This is a genomic window from Actinomadura terrae (genome assembly GCF_022751215.1).
GTDB lineage: Bacteria > Actinomycetota > Actinomycetes > Streptosporangiales > Streptosporangiaceae > Spirillospora > Spirillospora terrae.
On record NZ_JAICDG010000003.1, the window covers coordinates 579,215 to 601,733 of the forward strand.

19 protein-coding genes are annotated in these 22,519 nt (G+C 76.0%); 10 read left to right on the plus strand and 9 right to left on the minus strand.

Going from position 1 to position 22,519, the window contains the following annotated elements:
• Window positions 1-130 precede the first annotated feature (130 nt).
• From K2F47_RS22490 to K2F47_RS22510, 5 genes are read left to right on the plus strand one after another with little or no spacing between them, the layout of a single operon-like run.
• Window positions 131-2,263 carry a hypothetical protein gene (locus tag K2F47_RS22490; protein ID WP_242906834.1) on the plus strand — a complete coding sequence of 711 codons (2,133 nt, stop codon included), beginning with the start codon at window positions 131-133 and terminating at the stop codon, window positions 2,261-2,263.
• Entirely contained in the window at window positions 2,263-3,246 is a 984-nt protein-coding gene (locus tag K2F47_RS22495; protein WP_308198441.1) for an AAA family ATPase, read from the plus strand. The genes K2F47_RS22490 and K2F47_RS22495 overlap by 1 nt, the downstream gene beginning before the upstream one ends.
• A 35-nt stretch (window positions 3,247-3,281) precedes the next feature.
• A complete protein-coding gene (locus K2F47_RS22500; RefSeq protein WP_242906836.1) occupies window positions 3,282-4,412 on the plus strand; it encodes a DUF58 domain-containing protein in 1,131 nt (376 codons plus the stop codon).
• Window positions 4,409-6,595, plus strand: a complete 2,187-nt coding sequence (locus K2F47_RS22505; protein WP_242906838.1) for a transglutaminase TgpA family protein — start codon at window positions 4,409-4,411, stop codon at window positions 6,593-6,595. The genes K2F47_RS22500 and K2F47_RS22505 overlap by 4 nt, the downstream gene beginning before the upstream one ends.
• Before the next feature lie 48 nt (window positions 6,596-6,643).
• Window positions 6,644-7,591, plus strand: a complete 948-nt coding sequence (locus K2F47_RS22510; protein ID WP_242906840.1) for a threonine ammonia-lyase — start codon at window positions 6,644-6,646, stop codon at window positions 7,589-7,591.
• Window positions 7,592-7,604: 13 nt separating this feature from the next.
• Here K2F47_RS22510 and K2F47_RS22515 read toward each other — a convergent pair whose 3' ends face one another.
• Window positions 7,605-9,266: a serine/threonine-protein kinase gene (locus K2F47_RS22515; protein ID WP_242906842.1), complete on the minus strand. Its 1,662-nt coding sequence runs from the start codon at window positions 9,264-9,266 to the stop codon at window positions 7,605-7,607.
• Window positions 9,267-9,617: 351 nt separating this feature from the next.
• On the opposite strand from K2F47_RS22515, the gene K2F47_RS22520 reads away from it, so the two are divergent.
• Together K2F47_RS22520 and K2F47_RS22525 are read left to right on the plus strand one after the other, a co-directional pair.
• Entirely contained in the window at window positions 9,618-11,114 is a 1,497-nt protein-coding gene (locus K2F47_RS22520; RefSeq protein WP_242906844.1) for a hypothetical protein, read from the plus strand.
• Between the two features lie 80 nt (window positions 11,115-11,194).
• On the plus strand, window positions 11,195-12,337 hold the full coding sequence (locus K2F47_RS22525) for a CaiB/BaiF CoA transferase family protein (protein ID WP_242906846.1): 1,143 nt from the start codon (window positions 11,195-11,197) through the stop codon (window positions 12,335-12,337).
• A gap of 26 nt (window positions 12,338-12,363) precedes the next feature.
• Here K2F47_RS22525 and K2F47_RS22530 read toward each other — a convergent pair whose 3' ends face one another.
• On the minus strand, window positions 12,364-12,756 hold the full coding sequence (locus tag K2F47_RS22530) for a cupin domain-containing protein (protein WP_242906848.1): 393 nt from the start codon (window positions 12,754-12,756) through the stop codon (window positions 12,364-12,366).
• Window positions 12,753-14,192 carry an MFS transporter gene (locus K2F47_RS22535; RefSeq protein WP_242906850.1) on the minus strand — a complete coding sequence of 480 codons (1,440 nt, stop codon included), beginning with the start codon at window positions 14,190-14,192 and terminating at the stop codon, window positions 12,753-12,755. The genes K2F47_RS22530 and K2F47_RS22535 overlap by 4 nt, the downstream gene beginning before the upstream one ends.
• Window positions 14,193-14,260: 68 nt before the next feature.
• On the opposite strand from K2F47_RS22535, the gene K2F47_RS22540 reads away from it, so the two are divergent.
• Window positions 14,261-14,917 carry a TetR/AcrR family transcriptional regulator gene (locus tag K2F47_RS22540; RefSeq protein ID WP_242906852.1) on the plus strand — a complete coding sequence of 219 codons (657 nt, stop codon included), beginning with the start codon at window positions 14,261-14,263 and terminating at the stop codon, window positions 14,915-14,917.
• Window positions 14,918-14,929: 12 nt separating this feature from the next.
• Here K2F47_RS22540 and K2F47_RS22545 read toward each other — a convergent pair whose 3' ends face one another.
• The 5 genes from K2F47_RS22545 to K2F47_RS22565 all read right to left on the minus strand — a co-directional run bounded on the left by K2F47_RS22545 (window position 14,930) and on the right by K2F47_RS22565 (window position 19,042).
• Window positions 14,930-16,180 (minus strand): aspartate aminotransferase family protein, encoded by a 1,251-nt coding sequence (locus K2F47_RS22545; RefSeq protein ID WP_242906854.1) that lies wholly within the window; start codon window positions 16,178-16,180, stop codon window positions 14,930-14,932.
• A gap of 88 nt (window positions 16,181-16,268) precedes the next feature.
• The gene (locus K2F47_RS22550; RefSeq protein ID WP_242906856.1) at window positions 16,269-16,928 is read right to left on the minus strand and encodes a GntR family transcriptional regulator; all 660 of its coding nucleotides are present in this window, start codon (window positions 16,926-16,928) and stop codon (window positions 16,269-16,271) included.
• 23 nt (window positions 16,929-16,951) lie between these two features.
• On the minus strand, window positions 16,952-17,740 hold the full coding sequence (locus tag K2F47_RS22555) for a maleate cis-trans isomerase family protein (RefSeq protein ID WP_242906858.1): 789 nt from the start codon (window positions 17,738-17,740) through the stop codon (window positions 16,952-16,954).
• 45 nt (window positions 17,741-17,785) lie between these two features.
• Complete coding sequence (locus tag K2F47_RS22560; protein ID WP_242906859.1) at window positions 17,786-18,547, minus strand: maleate cis-trans isomerase family protein; 762 nt, start codon at window positions 18,545-18,547, stop codon at window positions 17,786-17,788.
• 12 nt (window positions 18,548-18,559) lie between these two features.
• Window positions 18,560-19,042 (minus strand): DUF3830 family protein, encoded by a 483-nt coding sequence (locus tag K2F47_RS22565; RefSeq protein WP_242907533.1) that lies wholly within the window; start codon window positions 19,040-19,042, stop codon window positions 18,560-18,562.
• A 260-nt stretch (window positions 19,043-19,302) separates the two neighbouring features.
• On the opposite strand from K2F47_RS22565, the gene K2F47_RS22570 reads away from it, so the two are divergent.
• On the plus strand, window positions 19,303-20,304 hold the full coding sequence (locus K2F47_RS22570; RefSeq protein WP_242906860.1) for a D-2-hydroxyacid dehydrogenase: 1,002 nt from the start codon (window positions 19,303-19,305) through the stop codon (window positions 20,302-20,304).
• Window positions 20,301-21,725 (plus strand): amidase, encoded by a 1,425-nt coding sequence (locus tag K2F47_RS22575; protein ID WP_242906861.1) that lies wholly within the window; start codon window positions 20,301-20,303, stop codon window positions 21,723-21,725. The genes K2F47_RS22570 and K2F47_RS22575 overlap by 4 nt, the downstream gene beginning before the upstream one ends.
• Here K2F47_RS22575 and K2F47_RS22580 read toward each other — a convergent pair.
• Window positions 21,722-22,408, minus strand: coding sequence for a DUF1707 SHOCT-like domain-containing protein (locus K2F47_RS22580; RefSeq protein ID WP_242906863.1), 687 nt, complete (start codon window positions 22,406-22,408; stop codon window positions 21,722-21,724). The genes K2F47_RS22575 and K2F47_RS22580 overlap by 4 nt on opposite strands.
• Window positions 22,409-22,519: the final 111 nt, after the last annotated feature.

Consider the following 22,519-nt stretch of genomic DNA (forward strand, 5'->3'; position numbering starts at 1 on the left):
ACCCCACAGAGTACGCGGTTCACCCATTGATGTGCGCGAAATCCCCTTATGGTGTGACCGCACAGCGGCTACTGTGCCCTCGCGCCGAGGCTTCCAGCACTTCCGGCGTGCGACGAGAGGGTGACGGGGAGTGGACGGGGACGAGTCCCCCGCGCCGGCCACCGGGCCGCGCGGGTTCTTCCGGCGCGATCGCATCACGGGGCAGATCGCGATCGGCCTGGTGGGGGTGCTCTGCGTGGGCGCGCTCGTGTACGGGGTCGGCACGGCGAGCGCCCGCTACCGGCTCGCCGACGTCGGCGCGTGGCTCGGCGCGGGCGCCAAGGGAATGGTCGTGCACGCCAACGGCCTCGCGGGCAAGGTGGACGGCCGGACGTCCATGATCCCGCAGATGCGCGGCCACCACATCAGGATCGTCCAGGACGGCACGACCGTGCTGCTGATCGACGAGGACACCGGCGTCGTCAGCCGGATCGACCCGTCCCAGCTCAAGGTCGCCCAGAGCCGGTCCCTCGGCGGCGCCGCCCTCCAGGTCGTCGCGGGCGCGGGCACCGCCTACACCATCGACCTCGTCAAGGGCGCCGTGCAGCGGATCGACCCGATGACGCTCGCCCCGGTCGGCCCGGGCGCCACGCTGCCCGCGCCGCTCGCCGCCGCCGGGATCGACGCGAAGGGCACGCTCTGGGTGCCCGTCCCGCAGAACGGGCAGGTCGTCCCGTTCCAGGACGGGCGCCAGGGGCAGCCCGTCGCCGCCGGGAGGCCCGGCGACCGGCTCGCGCTGACGATCGCCGCCGGGACGCCCGTGATCACCGACAGCACGGCCGCGGCGGCGCTGGTCGTCCGCCCCGGGGGCGCGCAGCGGATCAACCTGCCCGCTCCGGTGTCGCGGTCGGAGGCGGGGCTGAAGGTCCCGCCGGTCGCCGACGGCCAGGTCGTCCCTATGCTCGGCGCGGGCGGCGCCCTCTACCTGCTCGACACCGGCGTCGGACGCGTCGAGTCCGTCGCGCTGCGCGTGCCGCGCCACCAGTACGAGCCGCCGCATGTGCTCGGGCCCCGCGTCTACGTGCCCGACCGCACGTCCGGGCAGCTGCTGGTCTTCAACACCGACCGCGGGACGTGGGAGCGGCCCGTCACCGCGACCCGCCCCGGCGGGACGATCGAACTCCTCGTCCGCGACCACCTGCTGTGGGTCAACGACCCGGGCGGCGCGACCGCGCTCGCGTTCGACCCGAGCGGCGCGGTCAAGCACATCCGGAAGTACGAGGACAAGATCCCCGGCGGCGTCCGCCGTCCCATCCCGGCGCCGAACGCGGGCGGCGGCAACGGCAACCGCACCGGCGGCGGGCGCGGCAACGGCGGTGACGACCCCGCCCCGCCCGCGAGGCCGCCCGCCAAGAAGGACCCGACCGCGCCCGACCCGCCGACGCCGTCCGCGTCCGGCGACGACGGCTCGGTGACGGTGCGCTTCACGCCCGCCGCGCAGCCGCAGGGCGTCTACCCGGTCACCCGCTTCGTCCTCCTCGGCCAGGACGACCGTCCCGTGGCCGGTGCGAGGCCGGCGACGTTCCCCGGCACCGCGCCCGGCGGGACGTTCACCGTGGGCGGGCTGACCTGCGACCGGACCACGCACATCTACAAGGTCGCCGCCGAGTACAAGGGCAAGAACGGGAAGACGGCCTACAGCCCGTCGGGAGAGGTGGGCGCGACCGCCTGCCAGGCCCCCGGCCCGGCGACCGACCTCAAAGCCGAGGCGCTCAACCATGGCGCCAAGCTGACGTGGGCCAGGTCGTCCGGCTACGGCGTCACCTACGTGGTGACCTCGCCCAGTGGCACCGTCACGACGAAGAACACCACGCTCACCGTCACGGGCCTGACCAACGGTCAGACGCACGCGCTGAGCGTGGTCGCGCGCAACGGCGCGGGTGACTCGACACCGGTGAGCACCACGGCCGACCTCGACCCGGCCGCGCACGCCGGGACCTACAACGGCCAGCACAACGAGAGCACGACCACCCGTCTGCACACCGGGCCCGGCAAGACCGCGCCGGTGGACGGCAGTTTCCCGAAGGGATTCACAGGCTCGGTCAAGGTGCTCTGCCAGCAGCGCGGCGAAGGCGTCACCGACGACAACGACAAGAGTCTCCAGAGCGCCATCTGGGACAAGATCGACTACGAGGGCCGGGTGCGCTGGGTCAGCGACATCTACCTGCGCACCCCGAACTCGGGCGCGGGGGCCTTCTCGCCGCCGCTGTGGGAGTGCGTCTGATGTCCGAGCACGCGGGGGTGGACGCGGAGGCGCTGGTCGCGCGGTTCGCGCAGATGTTCGCGGCGCTCGCGCAGAACGTCGAGCGGGTCGTCCGGGGCAAGCGGGAGAAGGTCGAACTGGCGCTCGTGTGCCTGCTCGCCGAGGGGCACCTGCTGGTCGAGGACGTGCCGGGCGTCGGCAAGACGACGCTGGCGCGGGCCGTGTCGGCGTCGGTGGAGGCGAAGTGGGCGCGGATCCAGTTCACGCCCGACCTGCTGCCGAGCGACATCACCGGCGTGTCGATCTTCAACCAGGGGACGGGCGCGTTCGAGTTCCATCCCGGGCCGATCTTCGCGAACCTGGTGGTGGCCGACGAGATCAACCGCGGCTCGCCGAAGACGCAGTCGGCGCTGCTGGAGGTCATGGAAGAGCGGCGGGTCACCGTGGAGGGCACGCCGCATCCGGTGCCGCGCCCGTTCCAGGTGATCGCGACGCAGAACCCCGTCGACATGGACGGGACGTACCCGCTGCCCGAGGCGCAGCTCGACCGGTTCCTGATGCGGATCACGATGGGCTACCCCGATCACCAGGCCGAGGTGGCGCTGCTGGCGGGCGCGCCGACCGGCGCCGCGCTCGACCAGATGCCGCCGGTCATGGGCCGCGAGGACGTCTCCCGGATGATCGAGTTCGCCCAGCGGCTGCACGTCGCGCCGCCGCTGCACGACTACATCGTGCGGCTGGTCGCGGCGACGCGCGGGCACCCCGACCTGCGGCTCGGCGCGAGCCCGCGGGCGAGCCTCGCGCTGCTGCGGGCGGCGCGGGCGCGGGCGGCGGCGGCCGGGCGCGCGTTCGTCGTGCCCGAGGACGTGAAGGCGCTGGCCGTCCCGGTCCTCGCGCACCGGCTGGTGGTCACGCCGGAGGCGGAGCTGCGCGGACGCGGCGGCGCCGACGTGGTCGGCGAGGTGCTCGCGAACACGCCGACCCCGCAGGCCGCCGGGGTCTGAGGTGCTGACGCCGCCGTGTTGACGACGACGCTGTGTTGACGCCACTGGGATGGGGGACGGCGGCCGGGTCCGCGGTCCTCTACGCGGCGGGCTGGTGGCTCGGCTACCCCGAGCCCGCGACGCTCGCCGTCGCGGGCCTGGCGGCGGTGGTCGCGGCGGCGCTGTGGACGCTGCCGAGGCCGCGCCTGGAGGTCCGCCGGGAGATCGCGCCCGAGCGGGTCGGGCGCGGCGAGGACGCGGTCGGCGTCCTGCACGTGACCAGCACCGGACGCGGCGTCCGCGGCATGACCGCCCACGACGGCCTCGGCCCGTCGTCGAAGGGCGTCGCCGTTGACATCCCCCGCCTGCGCGCGGGCGGCACGCGGACGGTCACCTACCGCCTGCCGACCACGCGGCGCGGGCGCATCCCCGTCGGGCCGCTGCGGCTGGTGCGCGCCGACCCGCTGCGGCTGGCGCGGCGCGTCCGCGAGTACGGGCGGCCCGCGACGCTGCTCGTCCGGCCGAGGACGGTGCCGCTGTCGCTGCTGCCGTCGGGCCGCGCCCACCACCTGGAGGGGCCGACGAGCGACCGGTCCCCGGCGGGGACGGCGACGTTCCACGCGCTGCGCGAGTACGTGGTCGGGGACGAGCTGCGCCACATCCACTGGAAGTCGTCGGCGCGGACGGGCACGCTCATGGTCCGGCAGCTCGTCGACGCGAGTCTGCCGACGACGACGGTCGTGCTGGAGGCGCGTCCGAAGTGCTGGCCCGAGCCCGACGACTTCGAGCTGGCCGTGGACGCGGCGGCGTCGGTGGCGGTCGCCGCCGCCACCGCGAGCTTCCCCGTCCGGATCCTCACCGGCCACGGCCCGGTCGCCGAGACCCGGGGCGGGCCCGACGACGTGGAGGTCCTCCTCGACCGGCTCACCCCGGTCATGCCCGAGCCCGGCCCGGCCGCGCTGGACGCGGTGCGCCGGGTGCGCGCGGGCGGGTCGCTGGTCGTCGTCGCGCCGGGCGCCGCCGAGCTGGGCCGGATCGCGGCCCTCCGGAGCCGGTTCGACCGGGTGGTGGTGCTGCGGGTCAGGCCGGACGGCCCCGCCGCCGCGCCGCCCGGCGTCCACCTGCTCGACTTCGGCGACCTGGACGGGCTGGCGGAGGCGTGGCGGCGGCTCGGGACCGCTCGATGACCCGTTATCTCTCCTTGGCGGTGACGGCGGCGCTCGCCGCCGTCGCGGGGCTGGCGTTCCAGCGGGTGTTCGGCCTCGGCCCCGTCGTCCCGGTCGCGGTCGTCGCGGCCGTGGTGCCGACGGCGCTGTCGGCGCTGCTGTCCGGGCCGCGCAAGGCGGGACGGCCGTGGCCGCTGTGGATCGCCGTCGTGCTGACGGCCGTCGCGTGGACGGGAACGGTCGCGCTGACCGTCCTGCGCTCCGCGCTCGGCGACGGAACGTTCCCGCGGACGCTCCGGGAGGGCGTGCTCGGCTCGTGGAAGTCGATCCTCACGACGCTGCTGCCCGTCCCGGCCAAGCCCGAGTACCTCGTGCTGGTGAACCTGTCGGTGTGGCTCGCGGCGTTCGCGTCCGCCGAGCTGGCGCTGCGCACGCGGCTGCGCGCGCTCCCCTGCGTGCCCGCGCTCGGCGTGTGGGCGGTCGCGCTGCTGCTCGGCGTGGACGGCCCCGCCTCCAACCTGCCGCTCGCCGCCGCCACCGCCGTGCTGGTCGGGGTGCTGCTGCTCGTCCGCGCCGAGACCGAGACAGAGGCCGAGACCGGGACCGCGCCGAAGTGGCGGCCGGTCGCGGTCGGGCTGCCCGTCGCCGCCGTCCTCGGCGCGCTGGCCTACCTCGCGGGCCCGGTCGTCCCGGTCGGCGCCGACCCCTACGACCCGCGCGAGCAGGTGCAGGCGCCGCCGCCCCAGCAGCGCGACGGGGTGAGCCCGCTGGACCGCGTCGGCGGCTGGCTGCTCAGCCCCGACCAGGTGCTGTTCACTGTCGCCGCCGGGCGGAGCGAGGTCGTGCGGCTCGCCGTCCTGGACCGGTTCGACGGCGTGACGTGGTCGTCGACGGCACGGTTCGTCCCGACGGGGAGCCGGGTCCCGGCCGGGCCGCGTCCGAGACGCGAGCACACCACCGGGCAGCGGATCACGATCCGCGACCTGCCGGGCGTGTGGGTGCCCGCCGCCGACCGGCCCCGCCGCGTCGACGGGCTGCCCGTCGTCGTGGACCCGGCCAGTGGCGCGCTCGCCGCCGCGCGGCCGCTCCGGCCGGGGCAGGCGTACACGGTGGACTCGCGGGTGCCGGAGTGGTCCGCCGACGACCTCGCGGGCGCCGCCCTCGCGCGGGACGCGGAGGCCCGTGCCGCGCTGGAGCTGCCGTGGGGTCCGGGCGCGACGCGGCCGCCCGTCCAGCTCGCCGAGTTCCGGCGGTTCGCGCAGGCCGCCACCCGGGACGCGGCGTCGCCGATCCAGCGGGCCGCGATGCTGTCGGAGCACCTCAAGCGGTACGCGCGCTACGACGTGACGGCGCCGCCCGGGCACGGCTACCGGCAGCTCGACTACTTCCTCGGCGAGGGCAGGCGCGGCACGCCCGAGCACTTCGCGACCGCCTACGCCCTCCTCGGCCGGTCCATCGGCCTGCCCACGCGGATCGTCGTGGGATTCGATGGCGGGAACCGCGCGGGCGGCAGCGTCCAGGTCCGTTCCGGGGACGTGATGGTCTGGCCGGAGGTCAAGTTCGACCGGCTCGGCTGGGTGCGGTTCAACCCGCTGCCCGAGAACGCGCGGCGGTCCAACAAGAACGACGCCGTCGCCGCAGGGGAGACGCAGCGGAAGCTGGAGCAGGCGCAGAAGAACGCCGCGTCGCAGCAGCGCGGCCCCGGGCCCGGCCGGACGCCGCAGAAGCCCGTGCGGAAACAGGCCGGTGAGCACGACGCCCCCACGCCCTGGTGGGTGTTCGCCGCCGCCGGTGCGGCCGCCTTGGTCTTCGCATACGTGCTCGCCGTGCTGCTCGCGCCCGCGCTGCGCAGGCGCCGCCGCCGCACCGGGTCGCCCGCCGAGCGGATCGCCGGGGCGTGGCATCAGGCGCTCGACCACCTGTCCGACGTCGGGCTGTCCACGGCCCGGACGCTCACCGCGCACGAGGTGGCCCGGTTCGGCGCGTCCAGCGTGGGGGAGGACGCGCGCGGGCACCTCGGTCCGCTCGCCGACCTCGTCGACCGCAGCCGGTTCGCGCCGACCCGTCCCGATCCGCGCGCCGCCGACCAGGCGTGGCACCACGCCGACCGGCTCGGACGCCTCGTCACCGCGCGGGCCGGGCGCGTCCGCCGGCTGCGCCGCCGCCTGCATCCCCGCTCGCTCCGCGACCGCCGCCCCTCATGATCGCTAATCTGGGGGCATGGGGCACGCCATGAGCCTGGAGGGGCGCGGATGAGCGCCGGTTCCGTCCGTCCCGTGCGGGTGCCGGACAAGGCCGACCTCGACGCCGCCTGGCGCGCGGTGTCGGCCGTGCTGCCGCCGACGCCGGTGGTCGCGTCCGCGCTGGCGCCCGGCGCGCTGCTGAAGCTGGAGACCTTCCAGCCGACCGGGGCGTTCAAGGTGCGCGGCGGGCTGGCCGCGCTCGCCGCGCTGCCGGACGGCGAACCCGCCGTCACGGCCAGCGCGGGCAACCACGGGCTCGGCGTCGGCTACGCGGCGTCCCGCGTGCCCGGCGCCGACGTGACCGTCGTGGTGTCCACGCGCGCGTCCCCGGCGAAGGTCGAGCGGATCCGCGCGTTCCCGGTGCGGCTCGTCGAGCACGGGACGACCTACGAGGACGCCGAGGCGCATGCGATGAACCTGCCCGGCCGCTACGTCTCCCCCTACAACGACCCCGCCGTCATCGCTGGTCAGGCGACGATCGGCCACGAGCTGGACGAGCAGACCGAAGGGCCGCTCACCGTCGTCGCGCCGGTCGGCGGCGGCGGGCTCGCCGCGGGCCTGGCGCTGTGGGCGCGCGGACGCGGCGACGTGAAGGTCGTCGGCGTGGAGTCGGCGGAGTCGCGCGCGGTGTCGGCGGCGGTCGCGGCGGGCCGGACCGTCCATGTCGAGGTGGGCGACACGATGGCCGACGGGCTCGCCGGCAACCTGGAGCCCGGCAGCGTCACGCCCGGCATGCTCGCCGGGGCCGCCGCGCTGACCACCGTCACGGACGCGGAGATCCGCGCCGCGCTGCGCTGGCTGATCCGCGAGCACGGGCTGGCCGCCGAGGGCGCGGGCGCGGCGGCAGTCGCGGCCGTCCTGGCCGGGAAGGTCGAGGCGGAGGGGCGGCTCGTCGTCATCCTGTCGGGGCGCAACATCACCGTCCCCGCCTACACCCGGGCGCTCGCGGAGGACTGAGCTAGAGGCCCGGTCAGGTCTTCTTGGAGCCGGTGCGGACGCAGGCGGGCGCCGACCACGACACGTCCGGCGCGCTGCCCTGGTTGAGCCGGAGCACCGCGCCGACCTTGAAGCAGTGGGCGGCCTTCGGGCGCAGGTTCGCGACCGTCGCCGAGCGCTGCCCGGCCGGGACCGACAGGATCGCGCGGCTCCCCGCCGGCTGCCGCTGGACGAGCAGCGGCAGCCCGCGCGCCGCGTCCGGCAGGACCCAGGTGAGCACGGCCGTCCGCCCCGCCAGCCGGACGGTCAGCCGGCGCGGGCGCGTCGCGGTGAACTGGGCGGGCGGCACGGGACCCTCGGGGCCGCCCGCGGCGGGGCCGGTCTGCGTGCCCTGCGGCGCGGTCGTCGGCGCCCCGGCCGCCGGGGCCGCGCCCTTCTTCGGCTCGTCCCCGCCGCCGGACAGGGCGAGCGCGCCGAGGCCGAGCCCCGCGCCGCCCACCAGCGCGACCGCCGCCGCGACGATCAGCCCCCGGCGCGGCCCGTCCTGGGACGCGTGACGCGGTGCCGTGTCGGGGAGCGGGGGCGGGGGCGGGGGAGCGGCGGGCCACGCGGCGACCGCCCCTGCCGCCTGCCCGTTCGCGACCGGTGCCGGGGCTGCGGCGCCGGACGCGAGAGGGAGCGGCGCCGGGTCGGACTCCCGGGTCGGTGCCCACTCCGGCACCGGAGGCGGCCCGGGGAAGGACGACCGCGGCTCGACCGAAGGTCCGGTGTCCGGCATGGACGCCGAGAACCCGGAGGTGGACGGCGACCCGGCCGGGTGGCCGCCCGTCGCGGCCGGCAGGCCGGGCCCGGTGCCGTAGGCGACGTCGGTGACCGGCAGCCCCAGCTCCGCCTGCGCCCGCTGGAGCCGCTGCGCGAACTCCACCGCCGACGCGTACCGCTGCTCGGGCCGCTTCGCCATCGCCCGCCCGATGACCTCGCCGACCTGGGGCGGGACGTCCGGGCGGGTGAACGGGGGCGGCGGGTCGTTGAGGATGCGCATCATCAGCAGGGCGATGCCCTCGCCCGGCGGCCCCTTGAACGCGGGCTGCCCGGCGACGAGCTGGTAGAGCGTCGAGCCGAGCGAGTAGATGTCGGCGCCGACGCCCGGCGGCCGCCCCTCCAGGACCTCCGGCGCCGCGTGGTGCGGGGTGAACGCCTGCGTGTGGGTGGCGTCGAAGGTGTCGACCAGCCGGGCGATGCCGAAGTCGGCGAGCGCGGGCTCCCCGTACTTCGACACGAGCACGTTCTGCGGCTTGACGTCCCGGTGCAGGACGTCGGTCTCGTGGGTGGCGGCGAGCGCGCCCGCCATCTTCACCCCGATCCGCAGCACGTCGGCGATCGGCAGCGGCCCCTCGCGGGCGAGCCGGTCGGTCAGCGCGCCGTGCTCGAAGTACTCCATGGCGATGTAGGGGCGGCCGGACCGGGTGGTGCCGGTGTCGAGCACGGTCACGATGTTCGGATGCCCGGACAGCCGTCCGGTGATCTTGCACTCGCGCTGGAAGCGGCGCATCGCCGCGCCGTCGACCGAGCTGACCGACAGCACCTTCAGCGCCACCATCCGGTCGAGCCGCTCCTGGTGGGCGCGGTAGACCACGCTGAACCCGCCCTCGCCGACCTGCTCCAGCACCCGGTACCCGGGGACGTCCTCGGTCATGGGTCCTTCCCGGTGGGCGGCGTTCGGGGGCGGTCTCGCGGCGGGGGACACGATACGGCAGCCAACAGCGTAGTACGCGGACGAAACGGTCGCGGTCCTCACGCCCCGGAACATCGGCCGCGGCACCACGGCAGCACCTCGCGCGAACAATAGCGGGAAATGTCCACCGGCCTGATTAATCGTTGATTCAAATTCCGCCTCCACGCCCCGTGATGCTGCCTAACCTCGGGTTTCGCGACCGTTTCGCGCTCGGGGACGGTCAGGGGAAAACGCCCGGAAGGAGTGGCCGCGATGACGGAAAAGGTCATGGCGAACACGGCGACGGAATCGCCATACAGCGAGCTTGTCCGGATGGCGTATTTCGTTCTTCCGGGACGGGGCAGGCGCGTCAACCGGCTGGCGGTCGCGCGCCGCATCGTGGACGGCACGGCCCGCCGCGACCGCTCGCCCGCCGCGCTGGCCCGGCGCCGCACCCGCGTCCTGCGCCGGGCCATGCGGCCGCCCCGGCGGCTGCACATCGGGCTCGGGCCGTGGCTGCGCGCGCTGCCCGCCCGGCTGCCCGACCCGGCGCTGACCGGCGCGCTGTCGCGGCTGGAGCCGCCCGTCCGGGTGGCCTACGTGCTGCGCCACATGGAGCGGATGCCGCGCTACAAGGTCCGCGACCAGCTGATCGAGCTGCGCGTCCGCGACCCGCTGGCGGTGATCGACGCCGCCGACGCCGCGGAGGTGCCGCCCGCCCGCTACCCGGAGCGGTTCGAGGCCGCGCCGCTGCCGCCCGTCCGCAACCGGTCGCTGCTGCCGCTCGCCGGGGCGGCGCTGCTCACCGCCGCGCTGATCGGCGCGCTCGCGCTGACCGAGGGCGACGGCTTCTTCGGCGGCGGCCCGCGCCCGGCGGCCGCGCCCGTCCCGCGGCTGGTCCGCGCCGACTCCATCGCCTGGTCGCGCGGCCTCCGCACGCTGGACGCCTGGCCCGCGCGCGGCGACCTCGCGGGCGACGCCGCGTTCACCGGGCGGGCCGTGGCGGCATGGGCGCAGGCGCCGGGCGACCGGCGCGCCCCCGGGCCGACCGTCCAGCTCCTCTACGCGGGGCACGTCGGCGGCGCCCCGCTCGCGGTGCTGCGCGGCGGCGACCTGCTCGCCCGGTACACGCCGGCCGGGCTCACGGTGGTGACGGCGGGGACCGGCGCGTCCGCCCCGGTGGGCCTCGGCGGCGGCCGCTACCTGCTCGCGCCCTGGGACACCCGCCCCGAGACCCTCGCCGGCGCGGCGCTGGCCGTCCGGGACGGCGTGACCGATCCGGTCCCGGCCCGCACCCGGTGCGGCCGGGGCCCCGCGTTCCACCTCGACGGCACGCGTACGGTCGGCGACCTCGGCGGGCCGCGCGCGCCCGTCCTCACCTACCGGCCGCCGTCCGCCGGGAGGCCGGAGGCGGCGCGGCTCGGGCGGGACGGCCTGCGGTTCTGGGACCGGCTCGGCTGCGGGACGCGGCGCCTCGCCCGCCCGGTCGCCGAGGCGGCGGCGTGGCAGTTCTGGTCGGGGACGCTGCCGCACGGCGGCGGGCGCGCCGGGTGGGCGTGCACCCGGTTGAGCTTCGCCGACGGCGCCGTCGCGGCCGAGGCGACGCTGCTCGGCGCGCGGGAGCAGCGCGCCACCGGCGCCTGCGACGAGCGGCGGCCGGTCAGCGGCACCTGGTGGCGCGCCCCGTCCGGCCGCTGGTACTACCTCGCCGCCGCCGCGCCCGGCCTCCGGCCCCGGGCCCGCGGGGCGCTCCGCCCGCCCGAGACCGAGGGCCGCCTGCTGGTCGCCCGGGGCCGCGCGGGCGCGCCGGTCACGCTGACGGCCCGCTGACCGCGCCCCGGTCCGCCGGCCCGCCCGCGATCGGGCACACTGGGTCGCCGGAGTCCGGGCGAGGCGCGAAGGGGTCGCAGATGGGCAAGGGGCCGCTCTCGGGGGTACGGGTGGTCGAGCTGGCCGGGATCGGGCCGGCGCCGTTCGCCGCGATGCTGCTGGCCGACCTCGGCGCCGACGTCGTCCGGGTCGACCGCGTCTCCGCCGTCGGGGACGCCGCGACCGGCGGCACCGACTTCACGGGCCGGGGCAAGCGGTCGGTCGCCGTCGACCTGAAGTCGGAGCGGGGCCGGGACGTCGTGCTGCGGCTCGCGGAGCGGTCCGACGTCCTGCTGGAGGGGTTCCGCCCCGGCGTCACCGAGCGCCTCGGCCTCGGCCCCGACGACTGCCTGGCCCGCAACCCGGCGCTGGTGTACGGGCGGATGACCGGCTGGGGCCAGGACGGCCCGCTGGCGCGCAGCGCCGGGCACGACATCGGCTACATCGCGATCACCGGGACGCTGCACGCGATCGGCCGCGCGGGCGGCCCGCCGCAGGTGCCGCTGAACCTGCTCGGCGACTTCGCGGGCGGCAGCATGTACCTGGTCACCGGCGTGCTCGCCGCGCTCCTGGAGGCCCGGACGAGCGGCCGCGGCCAGGTCGTCGACGCCGCCATCGTGGACGGCACCGCGCACCTGTCGGCGTTCACCCACTCCTTCCTCGCGGCCGGCCTGTGGGAGGACCGGCGCGGCGTCAACCTGCTCGACACCGGCGCGCCCTGGTACGACGTCTACGAGACCGGCGACGGCCGGTACATGGCGGTCGGCGCCCTCGAACCCCAGTTCTACGCCGAGTTCGTGCGCGGCCTCGGCCTCGATCCGGACGACCTGCCCTCCCGCGACGACCGCGCGGGCTGGCCCGAGCTCCGCGACGCCTTCGCCGCCGCGTTCCGGACCCGCACCCGCGACGAGTGGGCGGCGATCTTCCTGCCCGGCGACGGGTGCGTGGCGCCCGTCCTGTCGCTGGAAGAGGCGAAGGCGCACCCCTACAACACCTCCCGGGACGTGTTCCCCGAGCTCTCCGGGCACCGGCAGCCCGCGCCCGCGCCCCGCTTCTCCCGCACCGCCGCCGAGACCGACGGTCTGCCCGCCCTGCCGGGCGGGCAGACCCGCGCCGTCCTGGAGGACCTCGGCTTCACCGACGTCGAGGACCTCCTCGCGGAGGGCGCGGTCGCCCAGGCGTGACGCCGCCCTGGGGGCTCGCACGGCCTTCAGGTGCGCTTCTCCAGGCGGCTGCCCCGGCGCAGCGTGATCGACATGATGTCGCTCGGGCCGTCCAGCTCCAGGCGGTGCCACCGGCCGCGCGGGACGATGACGGCGTGCCCGGCGGGGAGCGCGACCACCTCCTCCGCGCCGCCGGGCTCCTCCGGGCGGAAGCACACCCGGATACCGCCCGCCAGGCAGCAGACCGCCTCCTCGGCCGCCGGGTGCACCTCCCAGTGGTCGGCGTGGACGTCGGCGTCGGTCTCCACGTGGAACGTCGCGACCTGCCAGGCGCCGGAGTCCGCGGTCATGCGCCGCTCGGCGGCGTCGACGGCGCCGTCCGGGTGGAAGGCCAGGGCGAGGGAAAACAGGTCGATCGGCTGGTCGATCGGCAGAGTCATGACGGCGTTCCTTCCAGTTCGGGTTCGGTGGCGGGGGAGGGCGACGCCGCCGGGCGGTGGCGCGGCAGGACGGCGGCCGCGACGAGCGCCGCGACCAGCAGCAGCACCGCGCCGATCAGGACGCCGAGCGTGTAGCCGGAGTTGAGCGCGCCCGGGCCGGTGCCGGAGCCGGTGCGGCCCGCGGCGGCGGTGGCGAGCGCGGCCAGGCCGACGCAGCCGCCGAGCTGCCGCGCGCTGTTGAGCACGCCCGCCGCCATCCCGGCCTCGCCGCGCTGCACGCCGGTCGTCGCGGCGGCGGCCACCGGCGCCAGGCACAGCCCGAGGCCGACGCTGGTGATCACCGACGGGCCGAGCACGTCGGTGAGGAAGCCGCCGTCCGGGCTCATCAGCGCGAACCAGCCCAGGCCGGCGGCGGCGAGGAGCGCGCCGGGGATGAGCGACGCGCGCGGCGAGCGGTCGCTGGTGATCCGGGTCGCCGCGACGCTGCCGACGACGACGCCCGCCGAGAACGGGACGAACGCCGCGCCGGTCGCGGCGGCGCCCATCCCGAGCACGCCCTGCATGTAGAGGGAGACGAAGTAGAACGCGGCGAACTGGCCCGCCGCCGCGAGGAACACGAACACGTTCGCCCCGGCCACCCACCTGCTCCGCAGCAGGCCGAGGCGGATGAGCGGCGCCCGCACGCGCGTCTCGGCGAACACGAACGCGACCAGCAGTACGGTCGCGGCGCCGAGCGTCAGCAGCGTGGCCGCCGACGTCCAGCCGCGCGTGTCGGTGCGGACGACGCCGAACACCAGCAGGCCCGTCCCGGTGGTGGCGAGGACGGCGCCGAGCACGTCCAGGCGCGGACGGTCCGCGCGGCGCTCCTCGGCGGGCACGCCCACCGGCACCAGCGCGAGCGCGCCCGCGACGATCGGCAGGTTGACGAGCATCACCCAGCGCCAGCCCGCGTACTCGGTCAGCAGCCCGCCCGCGAGGACGCCGAGCGCGCCGCCCGCCGCGTTGACCGCGCTCCACACGCCGAGCGCGCGGACGCGGGCGCGGCCCTCGGGGAACGTGGTGGTGAGCAGGGCGAGCCCCGCCGGGGCGACGGCCGCCGCCGCGAGGCCCTGGCCGGCGCGCGCGGCGACGAGCTGCCAGGGCGCCTGCGCGAGGCCGCCCAGCAGCGAGAACAGGGCGAAGGCGGCGAGCCCGCCGGTGAACAGCCGGCGCCGCCCGTACAGGTCGCAGGCCCGGCCGCCGAGCAGCAGGAACCCGCCGAACGTGAGCGCGTAGACGTGCACGACCCAGGCGAGGTCGACCGGCGCGAAGCCCAGGGACGTGCGGATCGAGGGGAGGGCGACGTTGACCACGGCCATGTCCAGGGCGACGACGAACTGGGCGACGGCCGCCGCCGCCAGCACCACCCCGGGTCGCCCGGGCGAATTTTTATACATGTAAGAAAAATACCCGGACGTGTCCGGGATGTCGAACGAGGGCGCGTCCGATGCGGGATGATGGGGGCATGGCGACATCGACCGGGCAGCGCAGGGGGCGCCCGCCGCGCATCTCGCGCGAGGAGATCCTCGCCGTCGCCCGGCGGATCGTGGACAAGGAGGGCGTCGACCGGCTGACGATGCGGCGGCTGGCCAAGGACGTCGGCAGCACGCCGATGGCGCTCTACCACCACGTGCGCGACAAGGACGAGCTGCTCGTCCTGCTGCTCGACGAGTACGCGGAGCGGGCGCTGCGCCGCCCCGACCTCCCGGCCGACCCCCGCGAGCGCGTCGTCGTGGCCGCGGCGGCGATCCGCGAGGCGCTCGCCGGCCATCCGTGGGTCGCGCAGGTGATCACCGCCGACGACCTGATGGCGCGGTCGGCGCTGTGGTTCGCCGAGCAGATCGTGGACGGCCTGGTCGAGTGCGGGCTCGCACCGGAGCGGGCCGTCCACGGCTACCGCGCGATCTGGTACTACACGGCGGGCGAGGTGCTGGTGCGGGCCGCGGCCGCCCGGCGGCGGGCCGGCGACGACCGCGCCACCTACCGGGACCGGGTCTTCGCCGACCTCGACCCGGAGGAGCTGCCCCGGCTGGCTGCCGTCGGCGACCGCTGGACGCCGCTCACCGCCGAGGACACCTACCTCGACGGCCTGCGCGCCCTCGTCGACGGCCTCGTCGGCTAGGGCCCCGGAACGTCAGACCGCGTCGGCGACGGCCGCCGCCCACAGCTCCAGCGCGGCGTCGACCTGCGCGTCGTCCACGATCAGCGGCGGGATCATGCGGACGACGTTCCCGAACGCGCCGCAGGTCAGCAGCAGCAGCCCCCGGTCGGAGGCGGCCCGCTGGGCGCGCGCGGCGGTCGCCGCGTCGGGCTCGCCGTCCGGCGTCGTGAACTCGCTGGCCTGCATGAGCCCGAGGCCCCGGACGTCGCCGATGACGGGATGGTCGGCCGCGACCTTGCGCAGCCCGTCGCTCAGCCGCGCGCCCCGCCGCGCGGCGTTGTCCACCAGGCCCTCGTCGCGGACGACCTCCAGCGTGGCGAGCGCGGCGGCGCAGGCGACCGCGTTGCCGCCGTAGGTGCCGCCCTGCGAGCCCGGCCGGGCCTTCTCCATCACGGCGGTGGGCGCCGCGATCGCCGACAGGGGGAACCCGCTGGCCAGGCCCTTGGCCGTGATCAGCACGTCGGGCCGCACGGCCGCGTGCTCGTGGCCCCAGAAGCGGCCCGTCCGGCCGACGCCGGTCTGGACCTCGTCCATCACGAGCAGGATCCCGTGCCGGTCGGCGCGCTCGCGCAGCCCCTCCAGGAACGCGGGCGGCGCGGGCACGTAGCCGCCCTCGCCGAGGACGGGCTCGACGACGAACGCGGCGGTGTCGGCGGGGGCGCTGGTCGTCGCGAGGACGTAGTCCAGCTCGCGGAGCGCGAAGCGGGTCGCCTCGTCCTCGTCCCAGCCGTACCGGTAGGCCTGCGGGAACGGCGCGACGGCGGCGCCCGGCATCAGCGGGCCGATCCCGGCGCGGAACTTGGTCCCGGCGGTGGTGAGGGCGGCGGCGCCCATCGTCCGGCCGTGGAAGGAGCCGTGGAAGACGACGATGTTCTGCCGCCCGGTCGCGTGCCGCGCCAGCCGGATCGCCGCCTCGACGGCCTCGCTGCCGCTGTTGAGGTAGAACAGCGAGTCCAGGCCGTCCGGCAGCACCTCGCCGAGCGCCTCGGTGAGCCGCAGCAGCGGCCGGTGCATTACCGTCGTGTACTGGCCGTGGATCAGCGTGCCGACCTGCTCCCGCGCCGCCTCGACCACGCGCGGGTGGCAGTGCCCGGTGCTCGTGACGCCGATGCCCGCGGTGAAGTCCAGGTACCGGCGCCCCTCGGCGTCGTAGAGGTAGGCGCCCTCGCCGCGCTCGGCCAGGACGGGGGTGGCCTGCTTCAGCAGGGGAGACAGCGTCGCCATGGGAACTCCGTAGGATTGTCGACAATCTGCAAGCTCATGGCACCACGTGCCCCGCCCTCCTGTCCAGGGCGGGGCACGTGGTTCCCGCTCAGGACGGGCGGAGCCGCTCGATCGACTCGGTCATGTGCTCCTCGATGAGCCGGAGCAGCCGCTCCTCCGCGCCGTCGCCGATCGCGTCCACCAGCCGCCGGTGCTCGTCGACCAGCTCGGACGGCTCGGGGTAGGTGTCCTGGAGCGCGTTCAGGCACATCCGGGTCTCGACCAGGAGGGTGTGCGCCATCCGCTCCAGCCGCGGGCTGCCGGACGCGCTGACCAGCACCTCGTGGAAGGCCTGGTCGGCGTCGCTCATCGCGATCCGGTCGCGCTCGCGCGCCGCGTCCACGAGCGCCTCCAGGGCGTCGGTGAGCCGCGCGACGGCCTCGCCCCGGTTCCGCTCCATGATCAGCCGGCACGCCTCCCGCTCGATCGCGAGCCGCGCGAGGTAGATGTCCTCGACGTCGCCGGCGTCCAGCGTGATCACGAACAGCCCGCGGTGCGGCTCGCTGACCAGCAGCCCCTCCTGGACGAGCCGCTGCATCGCCTCGCGCAGCGGGCCGCGGCTGATGCCGAGCCGGGCCGCCAGCTCCACCTCCCCGAGTTGCGCGCCCGGCTCCAGCGAGCCGTACATGATCGCCGATCGCAGCTCGTCCGAGACGAGCTCGACCGTCGATCTCCGGGGGACGGGTTCCAGCTCACCCAACCGGCCCATGCGCGGGCCCCTTTCTCTGGGGGTCAGGGATGTCGCGCCGGTACCGGGCCCTGGCCGGCACCGGCGGCGGCGGGGGTCGCGAACAGCCTGCCGAAGCCGGGGCGCGGGCGCGGGCCGTCCACGCCGGCGGCGCCGAGGGCGAGCCGCAGGCCCTCCCACACGCTCACCTGGTTGGCGGTCAGCACCGGCTTGCCGACCCGCTCCTCCAGCTCGTCGAGCCAGCCCACCGTGTGCAGGGCGGTGTCGGGGACCAGCACGGCCTCGGCGTCCGGGTGGTCGTTGGCCGCGACGAAGGCCAAGACCTCCTCGCGGCCGAGCGTGCCGACCTCGGCGGCGGTCACGATGCCGCGCGCCGACAGTGCCACGACCTCGATCCCGGCCTCGCCGAGGAACGCGCCGAACCGGTCGGCGACGTCGGCGGGGTAGGTCGCGGCGACCGCGACCCGCCGCACGCCGAGGTGCCGGGCGGCGTTCACGAACGCGAACGAGGTACTGGACGCGGGGACGCCCACGGCCTCCCGGACGCCCGCGACCTGCGCGGCGGCGCCGTCCCACCCGAACACGAAGCTGCCGCTGGTGCACGCCCACACGGCGGCCTGGACGCCCATCCCGCGCAGCTCCCGGGCACCCGCGGCGAGGACGTCGGCGCCGCCGATGTCCAGCAGCGCGTCCACCCGGTGGGCGTCCTCGCGCATCAGCGTGTGGACGAGGGGCAGGCGCACGCCGCCGAGGGCGCGCTCGATCGCGGGGTAGTCGTCCTCGGCGCTGAAGCCGGGGTAGAGGAACCCGGCGCGCGGTGCGGTCTCCGGCATGTTGTCGACAATCCTACCTTCCTCGATCATGGAGTGGCCGGCGGGTCAGGCGGCGGTCGGCCGGGTGAGCTGGACCAGCGACTGCCCGGTACCGGCCGCCCGGCGTCCCATCGCGCGCAGCGCCGAGCACATCGTGACCTGGTTCGCGGTGAGCACGGGCTTGCCGATCATCTGCTCCAGCGGCGCGATGATGTCGTAGGTGGGGACGTTGGTGCAGGAGATGAACACGGCCTCGGCGTCCGGCGTGTCCACGGCCGAGACCGCCGAGACGATCTCGCCGTACCCGACCTTCCAGATGTGGCCGAGCAGCCCCAGCCCGACCGACCGGGCGACCGTGATGCCGTACTCGCCGAGGAACGACACGAGCCGGTCGGTCACCGTGTCGATGTAGGGGGTGACGACGGCGACCCGCGTGGCGTCCAGCAGCCGCAGCGACTCCACCAGCGCGCCCGAGGTCGTCGCCACCGCCGGCGCGCCCGCCGCGACCATCGTGTGGTGCAGCGCCACCTCGCCCGCCGCGCCGCGGATGAAGCTGCCCGACGCGCAGGCGTAGGCCACGGCGAGCGGCTCGGGGGCCAGCACGTCCCGCGTGGCCTGCCGGACGATCGAGTGGTCCGACAGCGCGGAGGCCATCTCGACCGTCACCGGCACCGGGACGAAGGGCAGCCGGGTCATGAACAGCGACACGTCGTCGGGCGTCCAGCGCCACAGCTCCCGGTCGAGGGCGAAGTCGAACGGGGCGACGACGCCGATGCCGTGCTGGGCGAGCAGCTCGGGGCGCTCGACCAGCATGGGGTCGAAGGTCATCGGGATCGCCGCTCAGGACTCGGCGCGGCGGTAGACCAGGCGCTCGCCGACCGCGCCCGACCGCCAGACGTCGTTGCACGCCTCGGCCATCGCGGGGAGGCCCTCGACGATCGTGGCGTACACGTTGCCCGGCACCCAGCCGACATCGCCGTTCAGCAGCAGGTTGTTGCGGCCGTAGAAGATCGCCAGGTCGATGACGCCGGGCAGCCCGTGGAGGCCCTTCTCCTCCTTGAACGCCCGGTCGAGCATGCCGCCGGGGAAGGAGAAGTGGACGACGTCGCCGGGGATCGGGGTGACGGTCGGGTTCTCCAGGCCGACCTCGTCCTCGGCGAAGCGCTCGACCATCGTGTACACCTCGTTGCGGGCGTACTTGGCGTGGTAGGCGTCGCCGCCGAGGGGCAGGGCGTTCCACACCGCCGCGCAGGTGCGCGGCGCGTCCTTCTCCAGGAGTTCGGCCACGCACGAGACGCCGCGCCGCTCCAGTGAGATGGTCATGAGCTTCGGCATGCCGGACCTCCCCGAGGACAGGGGTGGGCGAGCGCGTCGCCACCCGAAAGGACTCTTCCGTTAGAGCGCTCTGGGATCCGTCCTGGCCATGGGCAGCGGTTGCGACGGTCTTACAGCACGATCAGTGCGGTGTCCGGCCTGCTCGCCCGTGCCGCGCTGATTGTTGACAATCCTACGAAGCGTTCCTAGCGTGTCAATGCCTTCCCGAGTTGCCTTCCTGTTAATTCCCGGACCCGGAGGGGACGCCGATGGACGCAGCCGCGCCCGGCCCCGCGCAGCCGCCGCTCGTGGTGGTGCTGACCGGGGACGACGCGCCTCCGAACCTGCGCGCGGCGGAGGCGCTCGCCCGCGTCCGCCTCGTCCGGGAGCCGGATCTGGCCGCCGCCCTGCCGGGCGCCGACGTCCTGTTCGTGTGGGACTTCTGGACGGAGGCGGTCGCCGCCGCGTGGCCCCCCTCGGGCGGGCCGGACTGGGTGCACATCGCGAGCGCGGGCGTCGACCGGCTGCTGTTCCCCGCGCTGGTCGAGTCCGGCACGGTCGTGACCAACTCGCGGGGCGTCTTCGACGAGCCGATCGCCGAGTACGTGCTCGGGCTCGTGATCGCGCTGGCGAAGGACCTGCACGGCACCGTCCGGCTCCAGGGGGAGCGGCGGTGGCGGCACCGCGAGACCGAGCGGATCACCGGCGCGCACGCGCTGGTCGTCGGCACCGGCCCGATCGGCCGCGCGATCGGCCGCAGGCTCACCGGCGCGGGCCTGGTGGTGTCGGGGGTGGGCCGCACCGCCCGCGACGCCGACCCCGACCTCGGCACCGTCCACCCGATGGAGCGGCTCGGCGAGGCGCTCGCGGACGCCGACTACGTCGTGCTGGCCGCGCCGCTGACCGATGCCACCCGCGACATGATCGACGCCGCCGCGCTGCGCCGGATGCGGCCGTCCGCGCGGCTGATCAACGTCGGCCGCGGGCAGCTCGTCGTGCAGGACGACCTGGTCGCGGCGCTGCGCGCGGACGTGATCGCGGGCGCCGCGCTCGACGTGTTCGTGGACGAGCCGCTCCCCGCGTCCTCCCCGCTGTGGGGCATGCCCAACGTGATCGTCTCCCCGCACATGTCCGGCGACGCGACCGGCTGGCGGGAGGAGCTCGTGCGGGTCTTCACCGAGAACCTCGCGTGCCGGGTCGAGGGCCGCCCGCTGCGCAACGTCGTGGACAAGCGCCTCGGATACGTCGGATCGAGAGGGGTTCAGGGATGAGCGACGCGGCCGACCTCACGGCGACCGAGCTGCTGGAGGCCTACCGGGCCGGGACGCTGTCCCCGGTCGAGGCGACCGAGGCCGTCCTCGCCCGGATCGACCGCGACGACCCGCACCTCAACGCGTTCTGCCTGGTCACGGGCGATTCGGCGGTCTCGGCCGCGCGCGCGTCGGCCGAGCGGTGGCGGCGCGGCACGACGCTCGGCCCGCTGGACGGCGTGCCGGTCTCGGTGAAGGACGTCCTGCTCACCCGGGGCTGGCCGACGCTGCGCGGCTCGCGGACGATCGACCCGTCCGGCCCCTGGGACGAGGACGCGCCGACGGTGGCCCGGGTCCGCGAGGCGGGCGCGGTGATCGTCGGCAAGACCACCACGCCGGAGTTCGCGTGGAAGGGCGTCACGGACTCGCCGCTCACCGGCGTCACCCGCAACCCCTGGGACCCCTCCCGCACGCCGGGCGGGTCCAGCGGGGGCGCGGCGGCGGCCGTCGCGGCGGGCATGGCGCCGCTCGCGCTCGGCACCGACGGAGGCGGCTCGGTGCGCATCCCCGCCGCGTTCACCGGCACGTTCACGCTCAAGCCGACCTACGGCCGCGTCCCGCACTACCCGGCCAGCCCGTTCGGGACCCTTGCGCACGCCGGGCCGATGACCCGCAGCGTGCCGGACGCGGCGCTGCTGCTCGACGCGATCTGCGGCGCGGACGCGCGGGACTGGTCGTCGCTGCCCCCGCCCACCGCCGCGTTCACCGGGGAGCCCGGTGATCCCGCCGACCTCACGGGGCTGCGCGTCGCGTTCAGCCCCCGCCTCGGCTTCGCCACCGTGGACCCGGACGTCGCCGCGCTCGTCGCGGCCGCCGCGCAGGCCTTCGCCGACCTGGGCGCCGTGGTCGAGGAGGCCGACCCCGGCTTCACCGACCCCGTCGAGGAGTTCGAGGTCCTGTGGTTCGCGGGCGCGGCCAAGGTCGTCGAGCACCTGCCCCCGGACGCCCGCGCGGCGCTCGACCCGGGCCTGCGCGAGATCTGCGAGCGGGGCGCGGCGTTCTCGGCCGGCGACTACCTCGACGCCACCGCCCGCCGGATGGACCTCGGCCGGACCATGGGCCTGTTCCACGAGCGCTACGACCTGCTGCTCACCCCGACGTTGCCGATCACCGCGTTCGAGGCCGGACGGGAGGCCCCGGCGGGCTCGCCGTCCCGCCGCTGGACGGGTTGGACCCCGTTCACCTACCCGTTCAACATGACCCAGCAGCCCGCCGCGAGCCTGCCGTGCGGGCTCACGCCCGAGGGGCTGCCCGCCGGCCTCCAGGTCGTCGGCGCGCGGCACGCCGACGCGCTGGTCATGCGCGCCTGCCGCGCCTTCGAGCTGGCGCGCCCCTGGCACCACCTGCGTCCCGCGTCCCGCGGCGCTCCGGTCGCGCCCTAGGCGTCGGGGCCCTCGGCCTCGGCCTCCGCCTCGCGGCGCTTCAGCTCCTTGCGGAGCTTCTTGTCGTGCTTGCGCGCCCGGCGCTTGACGTTGACGCCGCCCCAGAACGCGAAGCCGCGGATCACCACGACGGGGGAGCCCGGCGCGCCGGTGCCGCTCGCCCGCTGGTCGAAGCCGCCCATGATGCCGAGCCCCTTGACGTGCACGGTCAGGTCGTCCGGCACGATGATCTCGACCCCGCCCATGATCGCCAGCGCGGAGATCGTCGCCTCCGCCTCGTCGAACCGGGCCTCGCGCAGGTCGATCTTGCCGCCGCCCCAGAACGCGAACGCGCGGAACCGCCGGGGCACGTTCCACACCCCCGACCGCCGGAACCCGCTCATGATCCCGATCCCGCCCCGCCAGGACGGGGCGCCCGGCACCGGCCGGAAGTCGGTGCCCGAGGACGGCGCGGGCGCGGGCGGCGCCGCGCCCGCGGCCGGGAGGTCGCGGGTGATCGGCTCCAGCTCCGCGTAGGTCTTGGCCGCGTACACCGCGTCCAGGCGCTCGTCCAGCTCCTCCAGCGTCAGCCGCCCCTCGCCCGCCGCGTCGCGCAGCACCCCGGCGATCCGCTCGCGGTCGGCGTCGGAGGCCCGCATCTCCGGTGTCGCGGGCCGTCCGGCGCGCTCAGGCAGGTTCGTCATGCGCCGAGCCTAGAGCGTGTGTCGAAGTGGCCTCAACGGTCACGCGGGCGCGTAGCTGAGCGGTGGGGCCGACGCCGGAGGCGAGGCCCCACCGCGAAGATCGCGAAGCGA